We start from the raw sequence: 21,142 nt of genomic DNA, 5'->3' as shown, positions 1-21,142 counted from the left end.
CCCCCCAACAGCACCCGACCCAACCCGCTGACCCCGCAACGAAATCGCGCGACGAGGGTGCGGGGTCCTCGCGCGGGCGCGAACCCCGCACCCGGATGGGCTCGCCGACGTCGCGCGGCCGCGTCGTGGTGACCCGGTGAAGGCCTCCGGCGCCGAGCCCGCCGGCCGGGTCATGTCCATCAACGCTATGTCCCGGCTCACCGGCTGGGACCGCGGGACGATCGAGAACTGGCTGGCCAAGGGCTGCCCGGTCGAGAACCCGTACCGCGAGGCCAACGAGCCGCACGAGCTCGACCTCGCGAAGGTCTGGCGCTGGCACGTCGAGTGGTCGAAGGCCGAGGCCCTCAGGGCGGCCGCCGCGTCCGGCATGGACGGCGAGGGCGGGTTCGAGGGGTGGATGGGCATCCGCGAGCCGGGGAAGGCGTTCGACGCCCAGCTGAAGCTGATGAAGGTCGCCGAGAAGACCGGCCTCCTGGTGATGCACGACCAGCTCGCCAACGCGCTGGAGCTGGCCATGAACAGCATCCGCGTGAACGTCATGACCCTGCCCGAGGTCATCTTCCGCGAGATGTCCGGCTTCGACGACGAGAAGACCCGGGCCTGGCGCCGGATGGCCCTGGAGCAGTGCCGCACGGCGCTGGTCTCGGCCGATCGCGACATCGCCAAGGCCATGGAGGAGAACGCCGGGGCGGACGATGAGCCAGCCGAGGCATGACCTCCACCCGGCCATCGTCCGGGAACTCGGCCGGCTGACGCTCCCGGGCCGCTCCAACGCCCGCCGCCTCATCGCCCGCACCGCCCGGAACCTCGTCCCCAACCTCCCCGTGGGGACCCGGGCCTGGATCGAGGAGCACGTCTGGAACCCCTCCGGCAACCGGCAGGGGTACCTCCGGCTGGACAACGCGCAGGCCGAGGTCTGCGACGCCCTGGACGAGCCGTCGACCCGGAAGGTGAACTGGCTGAAGCCGCCCCGGTCGGGCTCATCGACCTTGACGGCGGCCATCCACATCAAGAGGGCGGCCCACGACGGCGAGAACGCGATCTTCTACGAGCGCGGGCAGGGCGAGGCCCAGGACTGGTCGGAGAAGAAGCTCCGGCCGATGCTCATGGCCTCGGTCAAGATCGCCCACCTCATCAAGCCCGACAGCCGCTCCGGGACCCAGGACAGCTGGTCCGACATCACCCTGCTGAACGGGGCGATGCTGATGCAGCGCGGCGTCCAGGTCGACGGCAACTTCAAGGCGATCGACGCCCCCCAGGTCTCCCTCGACGAGGGCGGCGACCCAGCCTTCAAGGCCACGGGCAAGGGCAAGGAGGGCTCGAAGGCCGGGCAGGCCGCGACCCGCACGGCCCAGTACGCCGAGCCGAAGATGTACATCGGCGGCACCCCGACGACCGCCGACTGCATGGTCGTGGAGGAGTACGAGCGGTCGGACAAGCGCACGATGCGCTCGCGCTTCCCGTGCTGCCCGGACCGGCCGCAGGAGCTCCTCCCGAACGTGTCCGAGGCCGGGACCCGCAACGAGATCCCCGGCTCGGGGCTGAAGTACCGCTGCGTCACGGTCGAGCACGACGACGGCACCACCACGCGGGAGGTGAGCGAGATCGGCTACGAGTGCGCCTTCTGCCAGCGCTGGATGCGGGAGGACGAGCGCAACGACGCCATGGCCGAGCGCATCTTCGTGGCCACCGCGCGCGCCAAGGAGAAGGGCTCCGTCGGAATCTACACGTGGGCGATCCACTCGAAGGACCCGTCCCACCGATGGGATCGCATCGTCGAGATGTACCGCTCGACGCTGGAGGATCCGACCCGTCGGCAGGTCTTCGTCAACCTGTGGCTGGCGCTGCCCTACACCCCCGAGAACACCGGGGTCCTCGATCCCCACAAGCTCGCCGAGCGGTGCGAGCCCTACGCGGCGGAGTGCCCGCAGCAGGTCGCCCGCATCCACGTCGCCTGGGACACGCAGCGCGGCTCCATCGCGAAGGGCCAGCTGCCCCGCCACGAGGGCCTGTTCTGGGGCGTGGGCCCCGGCCGGGAGATCTTCATCCTGGCCAAGTTCGTGGTCGACGGGGTCAACGTCGAGGTCGTCGATCCCGAGACCGGCGAGGTCACGATCCACCGGGAGGCGATCGAGCCGTTCGGGCCCGACGCCTGGCGGCAGGTCCTGGAGATCTGCGGCCGCGGCTGGCGGAAGCCCGACGGCACGATCCTCCATGCCGCGAAGGTCGCCGTCGACATCGGCTACGACCTCAACCGGGCCCTGCAGGCCTGCGCCCAGCGGGAGTCCCGCAAGGTGAGGATTGTCCCCGTGAAGGGACGGAAGGAGGGCCGCGGGATGCGCGCCCCGGCCATCACCGGCACGGTCTCGAAGAGCCGCCGGGACGGCCTCGCCTTCATCAGCGTCGGCACCCAGTCGATCAAGGACACCCTGCATCGGATGTGGTCGATCCGGGTCGGCGAGGCCGAGAGCATCCACGCGCCCCTGTGCCTGAGCGAGGACCAAGGCTTCTGGGAGCAGGTCACCGCCGAGCGCCTGTTCGAGGAGGGCGGCAAGACCTGGTGGGACAAGGAGAAGGCGGACGCCTCCAACGAGAACCTGGACCTGCTCGTCTACTGCTACGCCGCGATGTGCCTCGACCTGGCGTCGAGCGTGATGACGCGCCGGGCGCTTGCCGCCGACGTGACCTTGAACGGGACACGCGAAGCCTCGGCACGAGATCGTCGTCACCGGCTGCGGCGAGGACGAGGAGGGCTGGATCCTCGATCGCTGCGTCATCGACGGGAACCCTGGCGTCGACTGCGACGGCAAGCCCCTGCGTCGAGGACCTGGAGCCGTTTAGCCCTGACCCCGCCCGGGCCATCTGGGGCGCCCTGGACCGGGACGGTATCACCGCCGACGGCGAGATCCTCCATCCGTAGGCGGTCGTTGTCGACGTCGGCTACGACACGAACCGGGCGCTCGCGTTCTGCCACCACAAGGAGAGCCGGAAGCGGAAGATCATCGCCGGGAAGGGGCGGGGCGAGGCCCATCGATCGCGCATGCCGATCATCACGAAGCGGCCGTCGGTCTCCAAGTCCGGCTACGAGTTCCAGCCCGTCGGCACCCAGTCCGCCAAGGACACGATCTACCGCAGGCTGACCTATGCCGTCGGCTCGGCCGAGAGCATCCACGCGCCCGAGCACCTCCGGAACGATGCGCTCTGGGACCAGGTCGCGGCCGAGAGCCTTCACTGCGACGACAAGGGCCGCACTTGGTGGGCGGTGACCAAGGAGGGGACGTCGAACGAGGCGATCGACTGCCTCGTCTACGGCGCCCTGAGCCTGCGGAAGCTCAAAAGCTGTCGCGTCATGTACGCATCGACCCTCAAAACCGAAGTCCGGGCCTCCACCGCCGCGCCCTCAATTGGGGCCTTCCATTCATTGAAGAAAACAAGTAAATTGGAGAGCCGAAATCCAATTCTAAATAAGACTTGGATAATACTCCTCCGCATTAGCGGTACTATCGCGGCTTTCGTCAATTGCGCTGAGCCGATTTCGGAGACCTTCGGGCGTAAGCCGACCCCATTCCAGGCCTGGCTTTGACCCAACCCAATTGTCAAGGTGTGCGTGAATGCAAGCCCATGCGCGAACGGAGGTTTCGCCTAGTATCTCGGGCCGCGCTCTTCGATGCCTTAACACCATACCCTCGCCCGCAAGCCAAGCGTGCGAGCGATCTGCTGGCTCAACGGTGCCCAAGCTTTTTAGCGCACGCTTCCCGATACGGGCGCTCATGCCTCCGAAATAGACAGCGGCGCCGACAACCTCGATTAGGAGCGGTTTGGGTATTTTGTCCTGCAAAGCGACGAAAGCAGCCCACGACTGATCGATCGCCAGTGCCTCGGCTGCTTGATAACGTGGATCATCTCTACGTTCCAAGGGCATTGAATGCTGTCGGGGATCGGGTCGGCGGGCCATTTTAATCCATCCCATTGAAAAATGCGGTCGCGTATCGCCAAGATCACGCTTAGGACGCGTAGATCATCGAAAGCGAATACCGCTGAGCGACGCCGCTGCGTCCTGGACATAAGAAATTCCATATTATCTCATGCGTCAAGCGCTTAATCATCCGTCGATCAAGTCCGAAATCTCGTGAATACAGGGATATAGCCTGAGGGTAGGGTGGGCGTTACTCACCCCACTAGAAGGGCTCGGGCAGCCTCGCCACGGGGGCAAACTTTCGAAAAAGGTGAAATCACCCCGAACCCGGGTTCGGACCGCTCAGCGATGACTAGGGAGCAGATTTTTTATTCGATATTTTTCGTTCAAGCGGCTGCGCTGTTCGGGGCCACCGTCGCCTACGCGCTGCCGAAGGGGTCGACGACGCGGGTCGACCAAGTCGCCGAGCCTTCCTCGAACCGGTAATGACGTCCTCAATCGCATCAACCTCTATCTCGGAGCCGCCCATGACGACGCGACGGCGTTCGACGACCGCAACAACCGGGAAAGGATGGCCGCGTTCATGTGGCCCCCCCGCCGGAGTTGCGCTGAGATCAGCAGCGAACGCGACCTCTCCTCCGAGTAGGCAACCCAGGGCGCAGTCGCCGGCAAAGCCAATCTGGACCCGGATCTCCGACAGATGGCCCATCGCACGGCCCTGGTGGATCAGGATCAGGCTGTCGACCGCCTTGATGGTGCCATCGTGTAGGAGGCCTAACGCCAAGGCCGCTGCGGCGATGCCCGTTGCAGCATCTTCCGGGTAGCCGGACGACCGGGGGAACTGGCGAGCCTCGAACACCCGTCCCAGCCCGTCTACGACCGCGTAGGGGTAGAGCCCGGTCGAACCGATGCATCGACAGGCGGCTTCGACGGCTGCCGGATCGGGACTGAGGGCGTGGAGAACCTCTAAGCTGGCGCATCGGAACCAAGGTCTTCACCCGTGACGTGGCTGCGTTGTGCAGCGGAAGGTCAGCAGGGGCTTCGCGACCGATGCCCAAGGCCCGCACAGACGGCGTCCACGCGATCCGGCGCGAGCGGCACGACGCGTCCGGCGGGTTGGGTGATCTCGACCCGCCACGTCCCGTCTTCGCGCTCCCTCACGAACCCAGTGACGGGACCGCTCGCCGTGGCGATCCGGACCGGGGCCGTCGTCACCCGTCCCTTCCGGGCCAGGACCCAAAGCGCGCCTATGGTGGAGTGGGCGCACATCTCCATCTCGTGGTTCGGCACGAAGAACCGGAACCTATGATGGTGCATGTCGTCCTCGGCCGTCAGCACGAAGCCGCTCGCTTACAGGCAGGCGGTGAAACGCGATGAGCGGCCGGGTTGGGTCGGGACCCGTCCGTCCCTTTACGACCCGGTCGGGTGGAGAGCAGTCTGGCCGCTTTCGGCGGCGTGCTGTGCTAAGACAGACATAGGTGGCCCTGCCGACCGTGGAAGCACCGCGGTGCTACCGCGCGAACGACTACGAGCCGAAGTCTGCCGGTCATCCAGGATGGCCAAGAGATGCGTAGGGCGAAGGAAACAGCCTGATCTGACGCGTGGCGAGCACGACCGCCGCTGGCAATGGATCGAAAACAATCTCGACCGCACTCGGACCTCCCCGGGATCAGATGTCGATCCGGGCGCCGATCTCGACGGCACGGTCGACCGGGATGCGGAAGTAGCGGGACGCGTCCGTGGCCGCACGGGCCATGGAGATGTAGAGCCTGTCCTGCCACACCGGCATGCCGGTCTCCGGCGAGGCCACCAGCACCCGCCGCGTCAGGAAGTACGACAGGTCGCCCTTATCCAGGCTCGCGGCCGCCAGGGCACGCGGAAGGTCGGGCAGTTCGGTGAACCCGAAGCGCACCGTCACGCAGGAGAAGGCGTCGGACAGCTTCCTCACGGCGACGCGCTCGGCGTCTGCCACGCGCGGCAGGTCCTCGGTGACCACGTGCAGGATATAATTGTTCGCGTGCAGCACCCGGTTGTGCCTGACGTTGTGCATCAGGGCCCCTGGGGTATCGCCGGGCGTTCCCGTCAGGAACATGGCCGTTCCCGGCACCCGTTGGATCGAGCCGGTCTCCGCCATCCGCGTGAACTCGGAGAGCGGCACGCGCCGACGGTGGATCTCCTCGGCGATCAGGGCCGAGCCGCGCCGCCAGGTCCACATCGCCGTGACCAGGGCGGCGCCGATGGTCAACGGCACCCAGCCCCCGTGCAGGATCTTGAGCGCATTGGCCGAGAGGAACACCAACTCGATGAGTAGGAACGGCGCGATGACCGCGTCCGCGACCGCAGGCGACCAGCGCCAGACCTTCCAGGCGACGACGAACAGCAGGCAGGCGGTGATGACCATGTCGCCGGTGACCGCGATGCCGTAGGCGGCCGCCAAGCCGCTCGACGACTTGAACAGCACCACCACGAACACGACCGCGACGAGCAACCACCAGTTCACCCGAGGGATGTATATCTGCCCCTTCTCGGTCTCGGAGGTGCGCAGGACCCGCATGCGCGGCAGCAGGCCGAGTTGCATCGCCTGCTGGGTGATCGAGAAGGTGCCGGTGATCACCGCCTGGCTGGCGATGACCGTCGCCACGGTGGCGAGTAGCACCATCGGCAGCAGAGCCCAGGACGGATAGAGCAGGAAGAACGGGTTCTCGGCCCGCTCGGGGTGGGCGAGCAGCATGGCGCCCTGACCGAGATAGTTCAGGGCGAGCGCCGGCAGCACCAGCCCGAACCAGGCCGCGCGGATCGGCGTGCGACCGAAGTGTCCCATGTCGGCGTAAAGCGCCTCCGCGCCGGTCACAGCGAGGAACACGGCACCGAGCGCCAGCAGGCCGGCCGTGCCGTGGCTCAGGATAAACGATACGCCGTGGGCGGGGTTAAGCGCACCCAGAATGCTCGGGTCGTCGACGAGGTGGCCCAGGCCGCCCAGCGCCATGACGATGAACCAGAACGCCGTGAGGGGGCCGAAGAAGGTCGCCACCCGCGCCGTCCCGTGGCTCTGCAGGGCGAACAGCCCGATCAGGATGGCGAGGCTGATGGGCAGGACGTACGGGTCGGTGGCCGGGGTCACCAGCTTCAGCCCTTCGACTGCAGAGAGCACTGACATGGCCGGAGTGATGATGGCGTCGCCGAAGAACAGTGAGACGCCGACCATGCCCAGCACGATCACGAACCCGCCGGAATGGCCCAGCGCCCGCTGGGCGAGCGCCACGAGGGACGGCGTGCCGCCTTCGCCGTCGTTGTCGGCCCGCATCACCAGCAGCACGTACTTGAGCGTGACGATGAGGATGAGCGCCCAGAGGATCAGCGAGACGACGCCGAAGACCATCTCGCGGGTCGGCGCGTGCCCCCCTCCGGCGGCGGCGTGGAGGGACTCCTTCAGGGCGTAGAGCGGGCTGGTGCCGATGTCGCCGTAGACTACGCCGACCGAACCGAGCGTCAGCGCCCAGAACCCCGCCCTCGGGCCATGTCCCTCATCGGAGGGCAGCGGGGTCTCGGACTTCGCGAACTCGGTCCTGGCGATTGCGGGCATCCACTGGCTCCACGTCAGCGAACGCGGGAAGCTCGCAAGGCAAGCCTCCAACGGCCTGGGGCCGGGAACGTTCAGGTAACACGAAGACGAATGTCCCCGTTCAGGCAGGCCGTCGCGACGTATGTCTTGAGGACTGAGAAGTAGACGCCCGACCAGCCGGAGTTCGCGATGGCCAGCGCCAGGGCGGCGCTCGCCATCAGGATCAGGCCGCCTGAGGCCTCGCCCCGGAGGACGTTACGCAGGGCCGAGGTCGGGCGAAGGCGCCGCGGCATGGGCATAGATCTCCCGCGCTGGCGGCCCGACCAACGCTGAAGCCTGCCGGTCCGAAGGTCGGACCGCGCACCCATGGCCGGCTATCGCATTCGTTGGCCTATCCGGCAATCCGAAGCCCGGAGCGTCCCGGGACGGTTCATGTCATGCAGCCCGGCCCGCCGCACCGACGCCGACTTGGCTGACGCTCCAGTGCTCCAGGTGCTTGTAGACGATGACCTTGTTCGCGAGTTGGGCACCGTGCCGGCTGCAGAAGCCTTCGAGCTGCTCGCGGGTGCCGATCAGTTCGACGCACATGGTCAGCTCGGGGTTGAGCGACTCGGCGCCGTCGTCCTGGATCGGCCCATGGTTGCTGTAGCCGTGGTGGGACTGGTGGGCGACGGCGTTCATGAGGCCCTCCGCCTTGGCCTGGGCGACGAGCTCCCGATAGAGCGGCTTCGAGCCAGAGAACCACCGGCCCTTGCCGGCGCCGCCGCGCTCGCCCGGCTTCATGTAGATACGGATCATGCCGGTGTCGGCGGCGACGACGCGATGCGATGGGGTCATGACGTCTCCTCGGTGATGGGGCGCTCGGCCAACGGTGCGACGGTCGGCACCCGGCCCGTACGGGCCTGGCGCAGGGTCATGCCGTCCGAGATGTTGGCCGCCGCCGACTTCGGGACCGCGATGCGCTGCGACAGGTAGATGCCGTTGTGACCCGAGCAGAGGTAAGCCAGGAAGCACGCGACGGCGAGATAGACCCCGTGCGTCGCGCCGAAGAGCTCGATGCCCATCAGCGTGCAGGCGAGCGGCGTGTTGGCTGCGCCGGCGAAGACCGCGACGAACCCCAGCGCCGCGAACAGGTCCACCGGCGCGCCGAGCAGCCCGGCCAGGGCGTTGCCGAGCGCCGCGCCGATGAAGAACAGCGGCGTGACCTCGCCGCCCTTGAACCCGGCGCTGAGGGTCACGACCGTGAACAGGATCTTCAGGGCCCAGCTCCAGGGATGGATGTCCGGCCCGAAGAAGGTGTTGATGGTCATCCCGCCGGCGTCGGCGGCCGAGACGCCGAGCCCGAGGTAGTCCCGCGTACCAAAAGCGTAGACGAGGCCGATGACCGCGAGGCCGCCGATCACCGGGCGGAGCGGCCCGTACGGGACCAGGCGCTTCAGCCAACCACCGAGGAGGTGGTTGGCTTCCGCGAACAGCAACCCGACAAGGCCGAACGCGACGCCGGCGAGCGCGACCTTGGCAAGGAGCAGCGGATCGACGGTCAGGGCCTTCGCGCCGCCGGCGAGGAAGTCCACGTGGTAGAAGCCGTGGTGGATGCCCCATGCCTGGCAGGTCCAGTCGCCGACCACCGCGGCGAGGAGGCAGGGCACCAGCGCGGCGTACTCGACGCGACCGACCGCGAGCACCTCCAGCGCGAACACCGCGCCGGCGATGGGCGTGCCGAAGACTGCGCCGAAGCCGGCGGCGATACCCGCCATCAGGAGGACCCGGACCCCGGCCGCATCGACCCCGAAGAGCTTGCCGAAGGCGCTGGCAAGGCTGCCTCCCATCTGGACGGCGGTACCCTCGCGCCCGGCCGACCCGCCGAACAGGTGCGTGACGATGGTGCCGAGGAAGATAAGCGGCGCCATCCGGAGCGGCACGCCGCCGTCCGGCTCGTGGATCTCCTCGACGATGAGGTTGTTGCCGCCTTCAACGCTCTTGCCGAACAGGTGGTAGAGCAAGCCGACGGCACAGCCCCCGAGCGGAAGCAGGAACAGGAACCAGGGATGGTCGAAGCGCGCCTGGGTGGCCGCGTCGAGGCTCCACAGGAAGGCCGCGCAGAGGGTGCCGACCGCCGCGGCCATCGGCACGAGGATGGCCGACCACCGCGCCACCGAAACGGCATGGGCGTGCCGCGTGCGGACGAACGCCGCGAGGTTCAGGCTGTCGAAGAGATTTTGGAAGGTCGCGCGCATGAGTCCCCCTTGTTGCGGCGCCGCAAAAGGTAGGAGTCATTAGCCCAGGGGGCGGTTTGGCCGAAAGGCCCGGCAGATTCCATTGCCGTGGACGGGAGATGCCTTCGCCTCGCCCGTTCGTCAAGATCCAACTCCCGCGCGCCCGGGCCCCATCCCGAGTGGGGATGGGGCCCGGGTCGTTCGAAAGCATCACGAAAGACGGTGGCTGGTCCAGGGCCCGGGGCATGTCTATGCCCTCCGCGGCCGAGGCCGGCGCGTTCGACGCCGGCCCGGGGCGGAGCGCATCCCATGACCCTTTCCTGGCTCGGAGCCGTCATCACCTTCCAGGTGACCTTCACCGAACTCTTCATCGCCGCGACGGTGATGATGGCCGGGGCGTACCGGTTCGGATGGCGCAGCGTCCTGGCGGGCTCCATCCTCGGCGGGCTGGCGGTGTCGATCCTCACGGTCGTCCTGCGCAAGGCGGCCTAACCTCCTGGCCCTGAACGTCCTGGATTGGATCTCGGCGGTCTTGCTGCTCGGGTTCGGCCTGTACCTGCTCTACGAGTTCATCGACGGGCTCTCGAAGCGCGATGCCGGCACGGCCCCCGGCTCGACGGACGCGAACTGGTCGCGGCCGATCAACGCCGCGGGCCTCGGCGTCGCCGCCTGGGCCCTGGTCGCCGAGGGGCTTGAGATCCTGGTGGTCTGGCTCGGCGTCTCGCTTCGGGAGGGCGCGGGAACGGCGACCCTCGGGGTCGGCATCGGGGTCGTGCTCGTGGCGACCTTGGCTTTCGCCCTCGGCGGCACCGGGATCTTCCGGAAGGTGCCGCCCTACGTCCTCGACGGGGTCGCGGCCCTCATGGTGACGGCCTACGGCGCCTATTTCCTCTCCCTTGCCGTGACCCGCGCGTGATCGGTCGACGAAGGGATTGACCCGGACGACGGATTAATCCACGTTGCCGGACGTGGGATGGGGATGAAGCTCCCCGATAACTGCCGGCCCCCTATGGGCCGGACGATAGCTTCTACCGAGCGCTTCGGCGCGGGTAGAGCTATGTGTTGACCCGCACCGTCACGCTCATGACCGCAACCGGATCGCCGCAAGGCGGCCCCTCATGAGCCGACCGATGACCCTGCCCGATCCAAGACCGTCCTGATGCCCGCCGTCGCCCACCAGGCGCGGTCCGGGCCTTTTCCCGTTCGCGCACGAAAAAAAAGGCGGAGCCATAAGGCTCCGCCGCGACCAGGACACATGCCTCCGAGCGGTCACAAGAATACATGTGCTTAGGTCTAGTCTGTCGCAGGAATAAGGATAGCCACTCGATAGTCTGAATCAACGCAAAAAAGCGATGTCTCGGAATAATAAAGAGCGGCATCTTTATTTAAAAAACAGCACTATTTGCGCCCCTGATAAAGCCATGGCTTTTTCGGGCGACGGCGTATTGGTTAAATCAGTATCTGCATGATAATTACTGGATAATTCTGTCGCAATTAGAAAATGCTTATTGCGCTGATCTTATAATTCGATACTTCTACCGGCGCTCCACTTGGGCTCCCGGACGATGATATTGGGGCTCAAGGGGAATGCAGCCCCGGTCCGGGGCCCGGCGCGGAAGCGCGCAGGGCCGACACGTCGCCGCCGACGGACCGGGATGCGGTGAGGAGACCCCTGGCGGACACAACGTCCGGGTTCGAACGCTCAAATGGAGGAACACCTATGAGGAAGATCGCCCTTGCGGCGTCCGTCGCCTACGCCGCGACGCTCCTGCCGGCCGCCATGCCGGCCATCGCGAACGAAAACCTGATGAAACTGATGCAGGACCCCAACCAGTGGGCGTTCCCGGGCCTCGACTACACGAACCAGCGCTATTCGAAGCTCGACCAGATCAACAAGGACAACGTCAAGAACCTCCAGGTGGCCTGGACCTTCTCGACCGGCGTGCTGCGCGGCCATGAGGGCGCCCCGCTCGTCATCGGCAACATGATGTACGTCCACACCCCGTTCCCGAACATCGTCTACGCGCTCGACCTCGACCACGAGGCCAAGATCGTGTGGAAGTACGAGCCCAAGCAGGACCCGTCGGTGATCCCGGTGATGTGCTGCGACACGGTCAACCGTGGCCTGGCCTACGCCGACGGCGCCATCATCCTGCACCAGGCCGACACCACGGTCGTGTCGCTCGACGCCAAGTCCGGCAAGGTGAACTGGTCGGTCCAGAACGGCGACCCGAAGAAGGGCGAGACCAACACCGCCACCGTGCTGCCGGTGAAGGACAAGGTCATCGTCGGCATCTCGGGCGGCGAGTTCGGCGTACGCTGTCACGTGACCGCCTACGACCTCAAGTCCGGCAAGAAGGTCTGGCGCGCCTACTCCGTCGGCCCGGACGACGAGATGCTGGTCGACCCGGAGAAGACCACCTACCTCGGCAAGCCGGTGGGCAAGGATTCTTCGCTGAAGACCTGGGAAGGCGACCAGTGGAAGACCGGCGGCGGCTGCACCTGGGGCTGGTACTCGTACGACCCGAAGCTCGACCTGATGTACTACGGCTCGGGCAATCCCTCGACCTGGAACCCCAAGCAGCGTCCGGGCGACAACAAGTGGTCGATGACCATCTGGGCGCGCAACCCCGACACCGGGCAGGCCAAGTGGGTCTACCAGATGACCCCCCACGACGAGTGGGACTACGACGGCATCAACGAGATGATCCTCACCGACCAGAAGGTCGACGGCAAGGAGCGCCCGCTCCTGACCCACTTCGACCGCAACGGCTTCGGCTACACCCTGGACCGCGCCACCGGCGAACTCCTCGTCGCCGAGAAGTTCGACCCGGTCGTCAACTGGGCCTCCAAGGTCGACATGGACAAGGGCTCCAAGACCTACGGTCGCCCCCTCGTCCAGGCCAAGTTCTCCACCGAGCAGAACGGCGAGGACACCAACTCCAAGGGTATCTGCCCGGCCGCGTTGGGTTCGAAGGACCAGCAGCCCGCCGCCTACTCGCCGAAGACCAACCTGTTCTACGTGCCCACCAACCACGTCTGCATGGACTACGAGCCGTTCCGGGTGACCTACACCCCGGGCCAGCCCTACGTCGGTGCGACCCTGTCGATGTACCCCGCGCCGAACAGCCATGGCGGCATGGGCAACTTCATCGCCTGGGACGGCGTGAAGGGTAAGATCGCGTGGTCCGATCCCGAGCAGTTCTCGGTCTGGTCGGGCGCCCTCGCCACCGCCGGCGACGTTGTCTTCTACGGCACGCTGGAAGGCTACCTGAAGGCCGTCGACTCCAAGACGGGTAAGGAACTGTACAAGTTCAAGACCCCGTCGGGCATCATCGGCAACGTGATGACCTACACCCACAAGGGCAAGCAGTACGTCGGCATCCTGTCGGGTGTCGGTGGCTGGGCCGGCATCGGCCTCGCGGCCGGCCTGACCGACCCGAACGCCGGCCTCGGCGCGGTGGGCGGCTACGCCGCCCTGTCGAGCTACACCAACCTCGGTGGCCAGCTCACCGTGTTCGCCCTGCCGAACTGATCGGTCGCGAACACCAAGGAGCCTAGGGTGCCGGCGCGGGTCCTCCGCGCCGGCATTTCCCTGTCCGCACCACCCTTCGCCCGGAGCCCGCGTGATCGCCTCTTCAGTACCCCCGCCGGGGCGATGTCTCGTCCTCGTCCGCCATGGCCAGAGCCAGGCCAACGCCGACGGCCTTTTCACGGGACTGCTCGACTCACCCCTCACCGAGCGGGGCCGACAGGAAGCCTGCTCGGCCGGGCTGCGGCTCAAGGACGAAGGATTTCGCTTCGCCTCAGCCTTCACGTCGACCCTCGCGCGGGCCATCGCGACCTCCCGGCTGGCGCTCGATGCCCTGGGGCAGGCCGATCTGGTGCCCCTCCGGGATACCGCCCTGGACGAGCGCGACTACGGCGACCTCAGCGGCCTTGGCAAGCAGGGCGCCTACGAACGTTTCGGGGCGGAGCGGATCGAGGGCTGGCGGCGCTCCTACAAGGGTCAGCCGCCGAACGGCGAGAGCCTCCGGGACACCGTCGCCCGGGTCGTGCCCTTCCACCTGAGGCATATCCAGCCGGCGGCGATGCGCGGTCCGACGCTGGTCGTCGCCCACGGCAACTCGTTGCGGGCCTTGGTGATGGTGCTCGAAGGACTGGGCCCAAGGGAAATCGAATCCGTCGAGATCGTGACCGGATCGATCCGGGTCTACGAGTTCGGTCCGGATACCACCATCGCATCCCGCCGCATCATCGACTGAGCTCCGGCTCCGTGCCCGTTCCGGATCGAGCCGGTGCGGCCTCGGCTCCTTCCCGCTCGATCTCGCCGCGGGATTGAAGCCAGAGGGCGAGGATCCAGCAGGACACCGCCCAGGCCGCGCCCACGCACCATCCGGCGAGGACATCGCTCGGGTAGTGCACGCCGAGGTAGATCCGGCTCAGCCCAACCGCCACCGTCAGGAACACGCTCAGGCCCATGAAGTACGACTTCACCCGGCGGTCGGCGCTCCCTCGGGTCAGGAGGACGCCGAGTGTCAGGAAGGTGACGGTTGCAAGCGTTGCGTGACCGCTCGGGAAGCCCGGCGTGAAGACCCGCACCGCGTTCGGGAAGTCCGGCCTGGGCCGGTCGATGCCGTACTTGAGCAAGGTGCTTGCGATTGCGCCGCCGAGGACCGCGGCCACCATCACCATCGCGAGGCCGCGCTTGCGGACCAGCATGAGGTAACCAACGGTCGCGGCCGAAAGGAAGCCGAGGAAGACGAAGCTTCCCAGCGCGGTGACGTCCCGTCCCGTCTCCTGCACCCAGGCCGGTCCTATGGGGATGGCGAGATCCTTGCCCGTTCGAAGCGCGGTGAGCACCGCCAGGTCGAACCGTGCTGTTCCGCCCTCGATCACCTCGTCGGCGAGAAGCCCGAAGCCGAGGAGCAGTGCCACGACGAGGAAGGCGCCCGCCGCCAGCCCGAAGTCGCGCTGCCCCATGCGTGCTAGGAGCGATGGGGTGATCCCGGCGGCCTTGATCCCATCGGTCGCGACCGGCAGCGAGGGCCGGGTCATCGCGGCGCCCCGGAACGCCTGAGGACGCTTTCCACCAGGATCAGGCCAAGCCCTCCGAACAGGAAGATCGCGGCCGATGTCGTGCCGGCCTGTCCGTAGGCGCGCACCAGCCAAGCCGCCCCGACCCAGGCGACGATGGAGGCGGCGAAGCCGACATCGTCCACGACCAATCCCAGGAGTTCGCGAAGGACGGTTCCGAGCCAGTGCATGCGGATGCCTAGAGGTTGGGAAGGGGACGAAGGGCGGCGGCACGTCGACGGCACGTCGGCACGGCCAGAACCGAGAGGCCGAGGAAGCCCGCGGTCAGCGCCGCGACCGCCCAGTCGCCGCCGGGCCAGTCGAGGCCGATGCCCTCGCCGACCCAGAACGCGCCGAAGGCCGACAGGAGGACGCCGACCGTGAACTTGAGCGTGTTCTCCGGCACCATCGACAGGGGGCGGTGAAGCGCGACGCCGAGCGCCACCACGACGATCAGGGCGCCGAGCGCCCCGAGGCTGGCGGGGACCAGGAGTCCCGCCCCGCCCGCACCGACGGCGACGACGATGAAGACGACTTCCAGGCCTTCGAGCATGGTGATCTTGAAGGCGGTGGTCACGGCCACCGCATCCCATCGAAGGCGGCCGCCGCCTCCGGTGCCCAGCGCGGCCGCCTGCTTGCCGTAAGCCTCGTCCTCGTCGTGCAGGGCGATGACCCCGGCGGAGCGGAGGATGGCCTTCCTCAGCCAACGCATGCCGAACAGCAGCAGCAGGCCGCCGACGACGAGTTGTACGTCCCGCAGGGGGATGCGGGTCAGCAGCGGGCCGAAGAGCAGCACGATGGCAAGGAGGACGGCGAGGGCGCCCGCGGCGCCCGCGAGGGCGTTCTGCCAACCCCGGGTCGCGCCGACGGCGAGCACGATGGTGAGGGCCTCGACGAACTCGACGATGGAGGCGAGGAACGCCGCAAGTGCCGTGGGCCATGCATGCACCCAGTCGATGGCCATTCCGATCCTCCCTGCCGCTCGACCGCTTGGCCGGACGCGGTTTCCGTCAGGAGGAATTGTCGCTCTTGCTACCGATGTCAACGTTATTGTAGAAAATGCTACATCATGGTTCCAAACGGGGCACCCCCGACTGGCGGAGGCGAAGCCGATGGCGGACGAGTTCGGCGACACGGTCCGGCGGCTGATGCCATCCCTGTCCCCCACCGTTGCCCGGGTCGCGGGTTACCTGGATCAGAACCGGGCGACGGTTCTCGCAAGCTCGGCCCAGCAGATCGCCACGCATCTCGCGACATCGGACGCGACCGTGATCCGCGCCGTCCAGGCGCTGGGGTTCGATGGCCTGCCTGATCTCAAGCAGGCGCTCGCCGCCGGACTCGACGGCCGACGGACGCCGGCGACCGACATGCGTCGAACGCTGGCGGAAGTCGGCGCCACCACCGGCGATGCCATCGATGCCGTGCTGGAAGCGCATCGGGAGGGGATGGAAGCGCTCCGGACGGAGGACGGACGCGCGGGTATCCTCGCGGCGGTCACCGCCCTGCATCCAGCGACCCGGATCGGCGTCTTCGGGATCGGCCCCTCCGCGCATCTTGCCCGGTACGTGGCCATCCAACTTACGCGCTCGGGACGGCAGAGCCTGCTTCTCGATGCGACGGGATGGTCGCTGGCCGACCAGTTGCTGGGCCTGCATGCCGACGACGCGGTCATACTCCTGGCCTACGGCAAGCCCTACCGCGAGGTGCAGGCCGTGATGGGCGAGGCGCACCGTCTGGGCTTGCCCGTGGTCCTCGTGACCGACACGGAGACCAGCACCATCGCCCGCAAGGCCACGGTCGTGCTGTTGGCCCGTCGCGGCCGCGCGAACCAGGTCGCCCTTCACGCCACCACGCTCGTCGCCCTGGAGGCCGTCATCCTCGGCCTGGCCGCGGCCGAGCGCGACACCGCCCTTCGGCAACTCGCCAACCTCGACCGGCTGAGGAAGCTGATCGGGTCCTGAGCGGCAGCCGTGACGCCGCCGACCTATCGACCTGACGGAGGACCCATCCATGGCCGACGACCGAACCGGTATCGAAGCGAGCAAGGTCCCGGAGATCACGCTGGCCTTCTGGGGGATCAAGATCGTTGCCACGACCCTGGGCGAGGTCGGCGGCAACGCCGTCACCCTGACGTTGGGTCTGGGCTACCTCGTCGGCACCCTGATCTTCACGACCCTCCTGGCTGTCGCCGTGGCGGCCCAGATCAAGGCCAAGCGGTTTCACCCGTCCCTGTACTGGGCCGTCATCACTGCGACGACCTTGGCGGGAACGACGATGGCCGATCTCTTCGACCGGTCGCTGGGCATCGGCTACCTTGGCGGGTCGCTATCCCTCCTCGCGCTCGTGCTGGGCTCGCTCGGCTTCTGGTACAGGTCGGAGGGGACGGTCGCGGTCGAGACCGTCTCGACCCCGAAGGTGGAATGTTTCTACTGGCTGACCATCATGTTCTCGCAGACGCTCGGCACCGCGTTGGGCGACTGGATGGCCGACGACACCCCACTCGGCTACAACGGAAGCGCCCTGCTGATCGCCGGCGCCCTGGCCGTCACGGCCGGTCTCTACTTTTTCACGAAAACCTCCCGCACGGCGCTGTTCTGGGCCGCCTTCATCCTGACGCGTCCGCTCGGTGCGACGGTCGCGAACTCGCTCGACAAGCCCTCTGCCCAGGGTGGCCTGGGGATCAGCGACCTGACCATCTCGGTGGTGCTCGCGGCGTTGATGGTCGTATGCGTTCTGGTCGTTCCCCAGAGGGCTGGCCACCATCCGGCGTCGGCTTAGCCTCGACGTTCCGAGGAAGGCCGAGGCGGGAATTTCGCGGGTCGTCGATTTCTGTGCCTCCACCCTTGAGGCAGATCGAGGACCGGCGTCGCTCCCATGTGGGCCTTCCCCCTGATCGCGAAAGCGTCGGGCATACGGTCGCGCGGATCGTCCCGTCCCACCTGACACTCGTCCAACGGAGCGCGATGCGGGGCGCGGCCGCGGTCCCCGGCCAGGGCAAAGCGTTGCGGGCGTCGGCGATGGTGCCGAAGGGCCTTTGGCCGAGAGAGGTCGAGGGTCATCGAGGTCGCGACCTCCCGACAAACGCCGCAAACCTGCCGACGCGACTTTCGGACCGCGCGCCCGAGGGGCCTGTCGCACCGGCGGATGAAGACGGCAGCCCGCATCCGTCCGCCCTTGCGAAGGATGACGCCACGGTCAGTGGCCGCCCACGGCGAAGGTCGCCCCCGGCTTGTCGTGGGTGCCGACGCGCTCGACCATCGTGGCCGTCGTTTCGTTCATGCCGACGACGTCGACCGCGATGCCGTGATGACGGAACTTCAGCACGACCCGGTCGAGGGCGTTGATGGCCGAGATGTCCCAGAAGTGCGCCGCCTGTAGGTCAGTCACGACCGCCCGCAGGGCCTCCTCGCGAAAATCGAAGGCGGCGTGGAAGGCTTCGGCCGTCGCGAAGAAGATCTGCCCGGTGACCTGGTAGGTCCGCACGTCGCCCTCACGGTGGGACGACCGGGCGGCGATGAACCTCGTGACCTTGTGGGCGACGAACAGACCGCTGAGGACCACGCCGAAAAGGACGCCCTTGGCGAGGTCGTGGGTGGCGACCACCACCGCCACGGTGCCGCGCATCACGAAGCTCGACGCCTTCGGGTGGGTCACCAGGGTCCCGAGCGACTTCCACTGGAAGGTGTTGATGGCCACCATGATCATCACCGCAACGAGGGCGGCCATCGGGATCCGGGCCACGTAGGGACCAAGCACGACGATTAGCAACAGCAGTCAGGATCTATGAGCTTGCTGCGGACACGACGATCACGGCCCGCTGGATCGACGGGTGAATCCGCCTGTCGGCCCCCCACAATGCGTCTCCGCAAACTCTGAAGGGGTCCTGCTTTCATCTATTTCAGCGATGAAAAGCATCTAATCATTCCGTTGGAGTGAATGAACGGGACCTGGGATCCTCCGGCATCACCTCGGAGCCATCCATGTCCGCGCTCAGACTTTTCTCCCACTCTCGTTCGACGCGTACCTTGGCCGGCATGAGAGCCATCCTTCCGGGACTGGGCCTCTGCGTGGCGGTCACCGCCGCAGCGATCGGCTTCGAAGCCGCCGAGGCGCATCTGTTCGGTCGTGCCTGGCTCGAAGCCCTGGTGCTCGCGATCCTGCTCGGCAGCGCGATCCGCACCATTTGGACCCCGTCGCAGCGTTTCTTTCCCGGCATCGCCTTCGGGGCCAAGACCGTGCTGGAGATCGCGGTCGTACTACTCGGCGCGTCGCTCAGCCTCGCGACGATCCTCGCCGCCGGACCGGGCCTGCTCTTCGGCATCGCGGGCGTCGTCGTCGTGGCGATCCTGTCGAGTTACGGCATCGGCCGAGCGCTCGGGCTGCATCCGCGCATGGCGATCCTCGTGGCCTGCGGGAACTCGATCTGCGGCAACTCGGCGATTGCGGCCACGGCCCCGGTGATCGGCGCCGACGGCGAGGACGTCGCCGCCTCCATCGCCTTCACCGCGGTGCTGGGCGTGCTGGTGGTGCTCGGCCTGCCGCTGCTGGTGCCGCTACTCGGTCTGTCGCCGATGCAGTACGGCGTGCTCGCCGGCCTCACCGTCTACGCTGTTCCCCAGGTCCTCGCCGCCACCGCGCCGGTCGCGGCGCTCAGCGTCCAGGTCGGAACCCTGGTGAAGCTCGTCCGGGTGCTGATGCTAGGCCCGGTCGTCCTGGTGCTCTCCCTCGGCGCGAGCCGGCTGCGCGAGGAGACCGACGAGTCCGCTCCCAGCGTCACAGCCGGTGACCGCCCGGCCCCCGGCGGCCTCGCGATTCACCGCTTGGTGCCGTGGTTCATCCTCGCCTTCCTGGCGCTCGCGGCACTTCGCTCGGCCGGGCTGATCCCGCAGGTCGCGCTCGCGCCGATGTCGGAGACCGCCAACGTGCTGACCGTGGTCTCGATGGCGGCGCTCGGCCTCGGCGTCGACGTGCGCAGCGTCGCCAAGGCCGGGGCGCGGGTGACCCTCGCGGTGGTCGCCTCGCTCCTTGCGCTAGGCGCCGTCAGCCTCGGCCTGATCCACGTGCTCGGCCTCGTCTGATCCGCGCTATGGCATCGGTCCGAATTCTTGATGAAAGAACTGCCGTGACACGTTCGTCCCAATCTTCGTCCGAGGCGGTCGCACAGGCGACGGGATGGTTGATGGGGCCGGGTCGCGAAGCGGCGGACGCGGCAGCCCTTCTCGACGGGTTCAGCGCGTGCCTCTCGGGGCTCGGCCTGCCACTGGCCCGCGCCACCACCCACGCGCCGACCCTGCATCCGTCGTTCCGGTGGGTGATGCGCGTCTGGCATCCCGGAGCGTCGAGCCTAGCCCTGCGTCGCCGCCACGGCATCGAGGGTACGCCGACTTTTCACGGCAACACCGTCGAGCACGTGGTCGAGACCCGTACCCCATTCCGATGCCGTCTCGACGGGGATGGGCCGCTGCCGTTTCCCGTGCTGGGCGAGCTTCGCGACGAGGGTCTGACCGACTACCTCATCGTGCCGCTGCGCGCCGCGCGTGGACGCATGGGCGCCGCCTCCTGGGCCACGGCGAGACCGGGCGGCTTCACGCCGATCGAGATCGACACGTTGCTGGCGCTGGTCGGGTCTTTCTCGCTGCTGTTCGAGATCAAGGCGCTCGACGACATGCTCGGCGCGGTGCTGAGCGCCTATGTCGGGCGCGACCCGGCGCGGCAGATTCTGGCCGGCACGGTGCGGCGTGGCGACGTGCGCCTGATGCGGGCCGCGATGATGCTGACTGACTTGCGCGGGTTCGGTGAACTGTCCGACCGGCAGAGCCCAGACTGTGTCGTGGCCGCCCTCAACCGGATGTTCGATGCCATCGTGCCGGCCATCGAGGCGGAAGGCGGCGAGGTGCTGAAGTATATCGGCGACGGGCTACTGGCCGTGTTCGATGCCGATCACAACGAGGCCGCGGCGCGCCGTGCCGCGTTGCATGCCGCCGAGGCCGCACTCGCTGCGCTTGCGACCCTGCGCGACGGTGACACAGCTGCCTTCGAGGTCGGCGTCGCACTTCATGTCGGGGAGATCGCCTACGGCAATATCGGCGGCGGCGACCGGGTCGATTTCACGGCGATCGGCCGCGATCTCAACGTGCTCGCTCGCGTCGAGCGCCTGTGCAAGACCTACGACACGCCGCTGATCGCCACCGACACATTCATCGACGGATTGGCGCATGCCCTCGAACCTCTCGGCACCGTCGCCCTTCGCGGTTTTTCAGAGCGTCACGCCCTGTTCGGGCATCGCAGGACCGCGCCCGTCGGCGCGCCGGCGGCGTGACGCCGAGACGGCGTCCTTGATCGTCCCATCGTAGATCGAAACTTCTCAAATCA

General features: G+C 67.4%; 17 protein-coding genes, 4 pseudogenes and 2 riboswitches. Of the genes and pseudogenes, 11 read left to right on the top strand and 10 right to left on the bottom strand.

Annotation, left to right across the window (positions count from 1 at the left end; all coding sequences use genetic code 11):
• Positions 1–172 precede the first annotated feature (172 nt).
• From FV226_RS08465 to FV226_RS08455, 3 genes and pseudogenes are all read left to right on the top strand, one after another.
• Positions 173–715 (top strand): hypothetical protein, encoded by a 543-nt coding sequence (locus tag FV226_RS08465; RefSeq protein WP_147762565.1) that lies wholly within the window; start codon positions 173–175, stop codon positions 713–715.
• A pseudogene (locus tag FV226_RS08460) lies at positions 696–2,621 on the top strand (terminase gpA endonuclease subunit); the annotation flags it as partial. The gene FV226_RS08465 and the pseudogene FV226_RS08460, both read left to right, overlap by 20 nt.
• 359 nt (positions 2,622–2,980) lie before the next feature.
• Positions 2,981–3,583 (top strand): annotated as a pseudogene (locus FV226_RS08455) (terminase gpA endonuclease subunit); the annotation flags it as partial.
• Between the two features lie 685 nt (positions 3,584–4,268).
• Here FV226_RS08455 and FV226_RS28930 read toward each other — a convergent pair.
• The 6 genes and pseudogenes from FV226_RS28930 to FV226_RS08430 form a co-directional block, all read right to left on the bottom strand.
• Positions 4,269–4,832: pseudogene (locus FV226_RS28930) on the bottom strand (PhzF family phenazine biosynthesis protein); the annotation flags it as partial.
• Positions 4,833–4,945: 113 nt separating this feature from the next.
• Entirely contained in the window at positions 4,946–5,233 is a 288-nt protein-coding gene (locus FV226_RS28925) for a PhzF family phenazine biosynthesis protein (RefSeq protein WP_281406030.1), read from the bottom strand.
• A 352-nt stretch (positions 5,234–5,585) separates the two neighbouring features.
• On the bottom strand, positions 5,586–7,499 hold the full coding sequence (locus FV226_RS08445; protein ID WP_147762562.1) for a potassium transporter Kup: 1,914 nt from the start codon (positions 7,497–7,499) through the stop codon (positions 5,586–5,588).
• Positions 7,500–7,570: 71 nt separating this feature from the next.
• On the bottom strand, positions 7,571–7,771 hold the full coding sequence (locus FV226_RS08440; RefSeq protein ID WP_243924977.1) for a Na+/H+ antiporter NhaA: 201 nt from the start codon (positions 7,769–7,771) through the stop codon (positions 7,571–7,573).
• 142 nt (positions 7,772–7,913) lie between these two features.
• Positions 7,914–8,315: a DUF190 domain-containing protein gene (locus FV226_RS08435; protein ID WP_147762561.1), complete on the bottom strand. Its 402-nt coding sequence runs from the start codon at positions 8,313–8,315 to the stop codon at positions 7,914–7,916.
• The gene (locus FV226_RS08430) at positions 8,312–9,715 is read right to left on the bottom strand and encodes a voltage-gated chloride channel family protein (protein ID WP_147762560.1); all 1,404 of its coding nucleotides are present in this window, start codon (positions 9,713–9,715) and stop codon (positions 8,312–8,314) included. The genes FV226_RS08435 and FV226_RS08430 overlap by 4 nt, the downstream gene beginning before the upstream one ends.
• Before the next feature lie 23 nt (positions 9,716–9,738).
• Positions 9,739–9,811: riboswitch (Fluoride riboswitch) on the bottom strand.
• A gap of 192 nt (positions 9,812–10,003) precedes the next feature.
• Here FV226_RS08430 and FV226_RS08425 point away from each other — a divergent pair.
• The 4 genes from FV226_RS08425 (at position 10,004) to FV226_RS08410 (ending at position 13,959) form a co-directional block, all read left to right on the top strand.
• Positions 10,004–10,186 (top strand): hypothetical protein, encoded by a 183-nt coding sequence (locus FV226_RS08425; RefSeq protein ID WP_147762559.1) that lies wholly within the window; start codon positions 10,004–10,006, stop codon positions 10,184–10,186.
• Between the two features lie 40 nt (positions 10,187–10,226).
• Positions 10,227–10,610 (top strand): hypothetical protein, encoded by a 384-nt coding sequence (locus tag FV226_RS27915; protein ID WP_187278720.1) that lies wholly within the window; start codon positions 10,227–10,229, stop codon positions 10,608–10,610.
• A gap of 50 nt (positions 10,611–10,660) precedes the next feature.
• Positions 10,661–10,732: riboswitch (Fluoride riboswitch) on the top strand.
• A gap of 742 nt (positions 10,733–11,474) precedes the next feature.
• Positions 11,475–13,229 (top strand): lanthanide-dependent methanol dehydrogenase XoxF5, encoded by a 1,755-nt coding sequence (xoxF5, locus tag FV226_RS08415; RefSeq protein WP_246691532.1) that lies wholly within the window; start codon positions 11,475–11,477, stop codon positions 13,227–13,229.
• 94 nt (positions 13,230–13,323) lie between these two features.
• On the top strand, positions 13,324–13,959 hold the full coding sequence (locus FV226_RS08410; protein ID WP_187278721.1) for a 2,3-bisphosphoglycerate-dependent phosphoglycerate mutase: 636 nt from the start codon (positions 13,324–13,326) through the stop codon (positions 13,957–13,959).
• Here FV226_RS08410 and FV226_RS08405 read toward each other — a convergent pair.
• The 3 genes from FV226_RS08405 to FV226_RS08395 are packed head-to-tail and all read right to left on the bottom strand — an operon-like array spanning position 13,949 to position 15,734.
• Positions 13,949–14,752: a phosphatase PAP2 family protein gene (locus FV226_RS08405; protein WP_147762556.1), complete on the bottom strand. Its 804-nt coding sequence runs from the start codon at positions 14,750–14,752 to the stop codon at positions 13,949–13,951. The genes FV226_RS08410 and FV226_RS08405 overlap by 11 nt on opposite strands.
• Positions 14,749–14,916 carry a hypothetical protein gene (locus tag FV226_RS08400; protein ID WP_187278719.1) on the bottom strand — a complete coding sequence of 56 codons (168 nt, stop codon included), beginning with the start codon at positions 14,914–14,916 and terminating at the stop codon, positions 14,749–14,751. Before FV226_RS08400 ends, FV226_RS08405 begins: the two co-directional genes overlap by 4 nt.
• A 53-nt stretch (positions 14,917–14,969) precedes the next feature.
• Entirely contained in the window at positions 14,970–15,734 is a 765-nt protein-coding gene (locus FV226_RS08395) for a TMEM165/GDT1 family protein (RefSeq protein ID WP_147762554.1), read from the bottom strand.
• Positions 15,735–15,882: 148 nt separating this feature from the next.
• On the opposite strand from FV226_RS08395, the gene FV226_RS08390 reads away from it, so the two are divergent.
• A complete protein-coding gene (locus tag FV226_RS08390; protein WP_187278718.1) occupies positions 15,883–16,731 on the top strand; it encodes a MurR/RpiR family transcriptional regulator in 849 nt (282 codons plus the stop codon).
• A 49-nt stretch (positions 16,732–16,780) separates the two neighbouring features.
• Positions 16,781–17,548, top strand: a complete 768-nt coding sequence (locus FV226_RS08385; RefSeq protein ID WP_147762552.1) for a hypothetical protein — start codon at positions 16,781–16,783, stop codon at positions 17,546–17,548.
• A gap of 417 nt (positions 17,549–17,965) precedes the next feature.
• Here the strand turns inward: FV226_RS08385 and FV226_RS08380 are convergent.
• Positions 17,966–18,544, bottom strand: a pseudogene (locus tag FV226_RS08380) (STAS domain-containing protein); the annotation flags it as partial.
• A gap of 206 nt (positions 18,545–18,750) precedes the next feature.
• Between FV226_RS08380 and FV226_RS08370 the strand changes: the two are divergent.
• Positions 18,751–19,848: a putative sulfate exporter family transporter gene (locus tag FV226_RS08370; protein ID WP_147762551.1), complete on the top strand. Its 1,098-nt coding sequence runs from the start codon at positions 18,751–18,753 to the stop codon at positions 19,846–19,848.
• Positions 19,849–19,949: 101 nt separating this feature from the next.
• The gene (locus FV226_RS08365) at positions 19,950–21,089 is read left to right on the top strand and encodes an adenylate/guanylate cyclase domain-containing protein (protein WP_147762550.1); all 1,140 of its coding nucleotides are present in this window, start codon (positions 19,950–19,952) and stop codon (positions 21,087–21,089) included.
• Positions 21,090–21,142 lie beyond the last annotated feature (53 nt).

The sequence above is a fragment of the Methylobacterium sp. WL12 genome (assembly GCF_008039475.1).
Lineage (GTDB): Bacteria > Pseudomonadota > Alphaproteobacteria > Rhizobiales > Beijerinckiaceae > Methylobacterium > Methylobacterium cerastii.
This window is presented reverse-complemented; position numbering and strand designations above follow the sequence as displayed.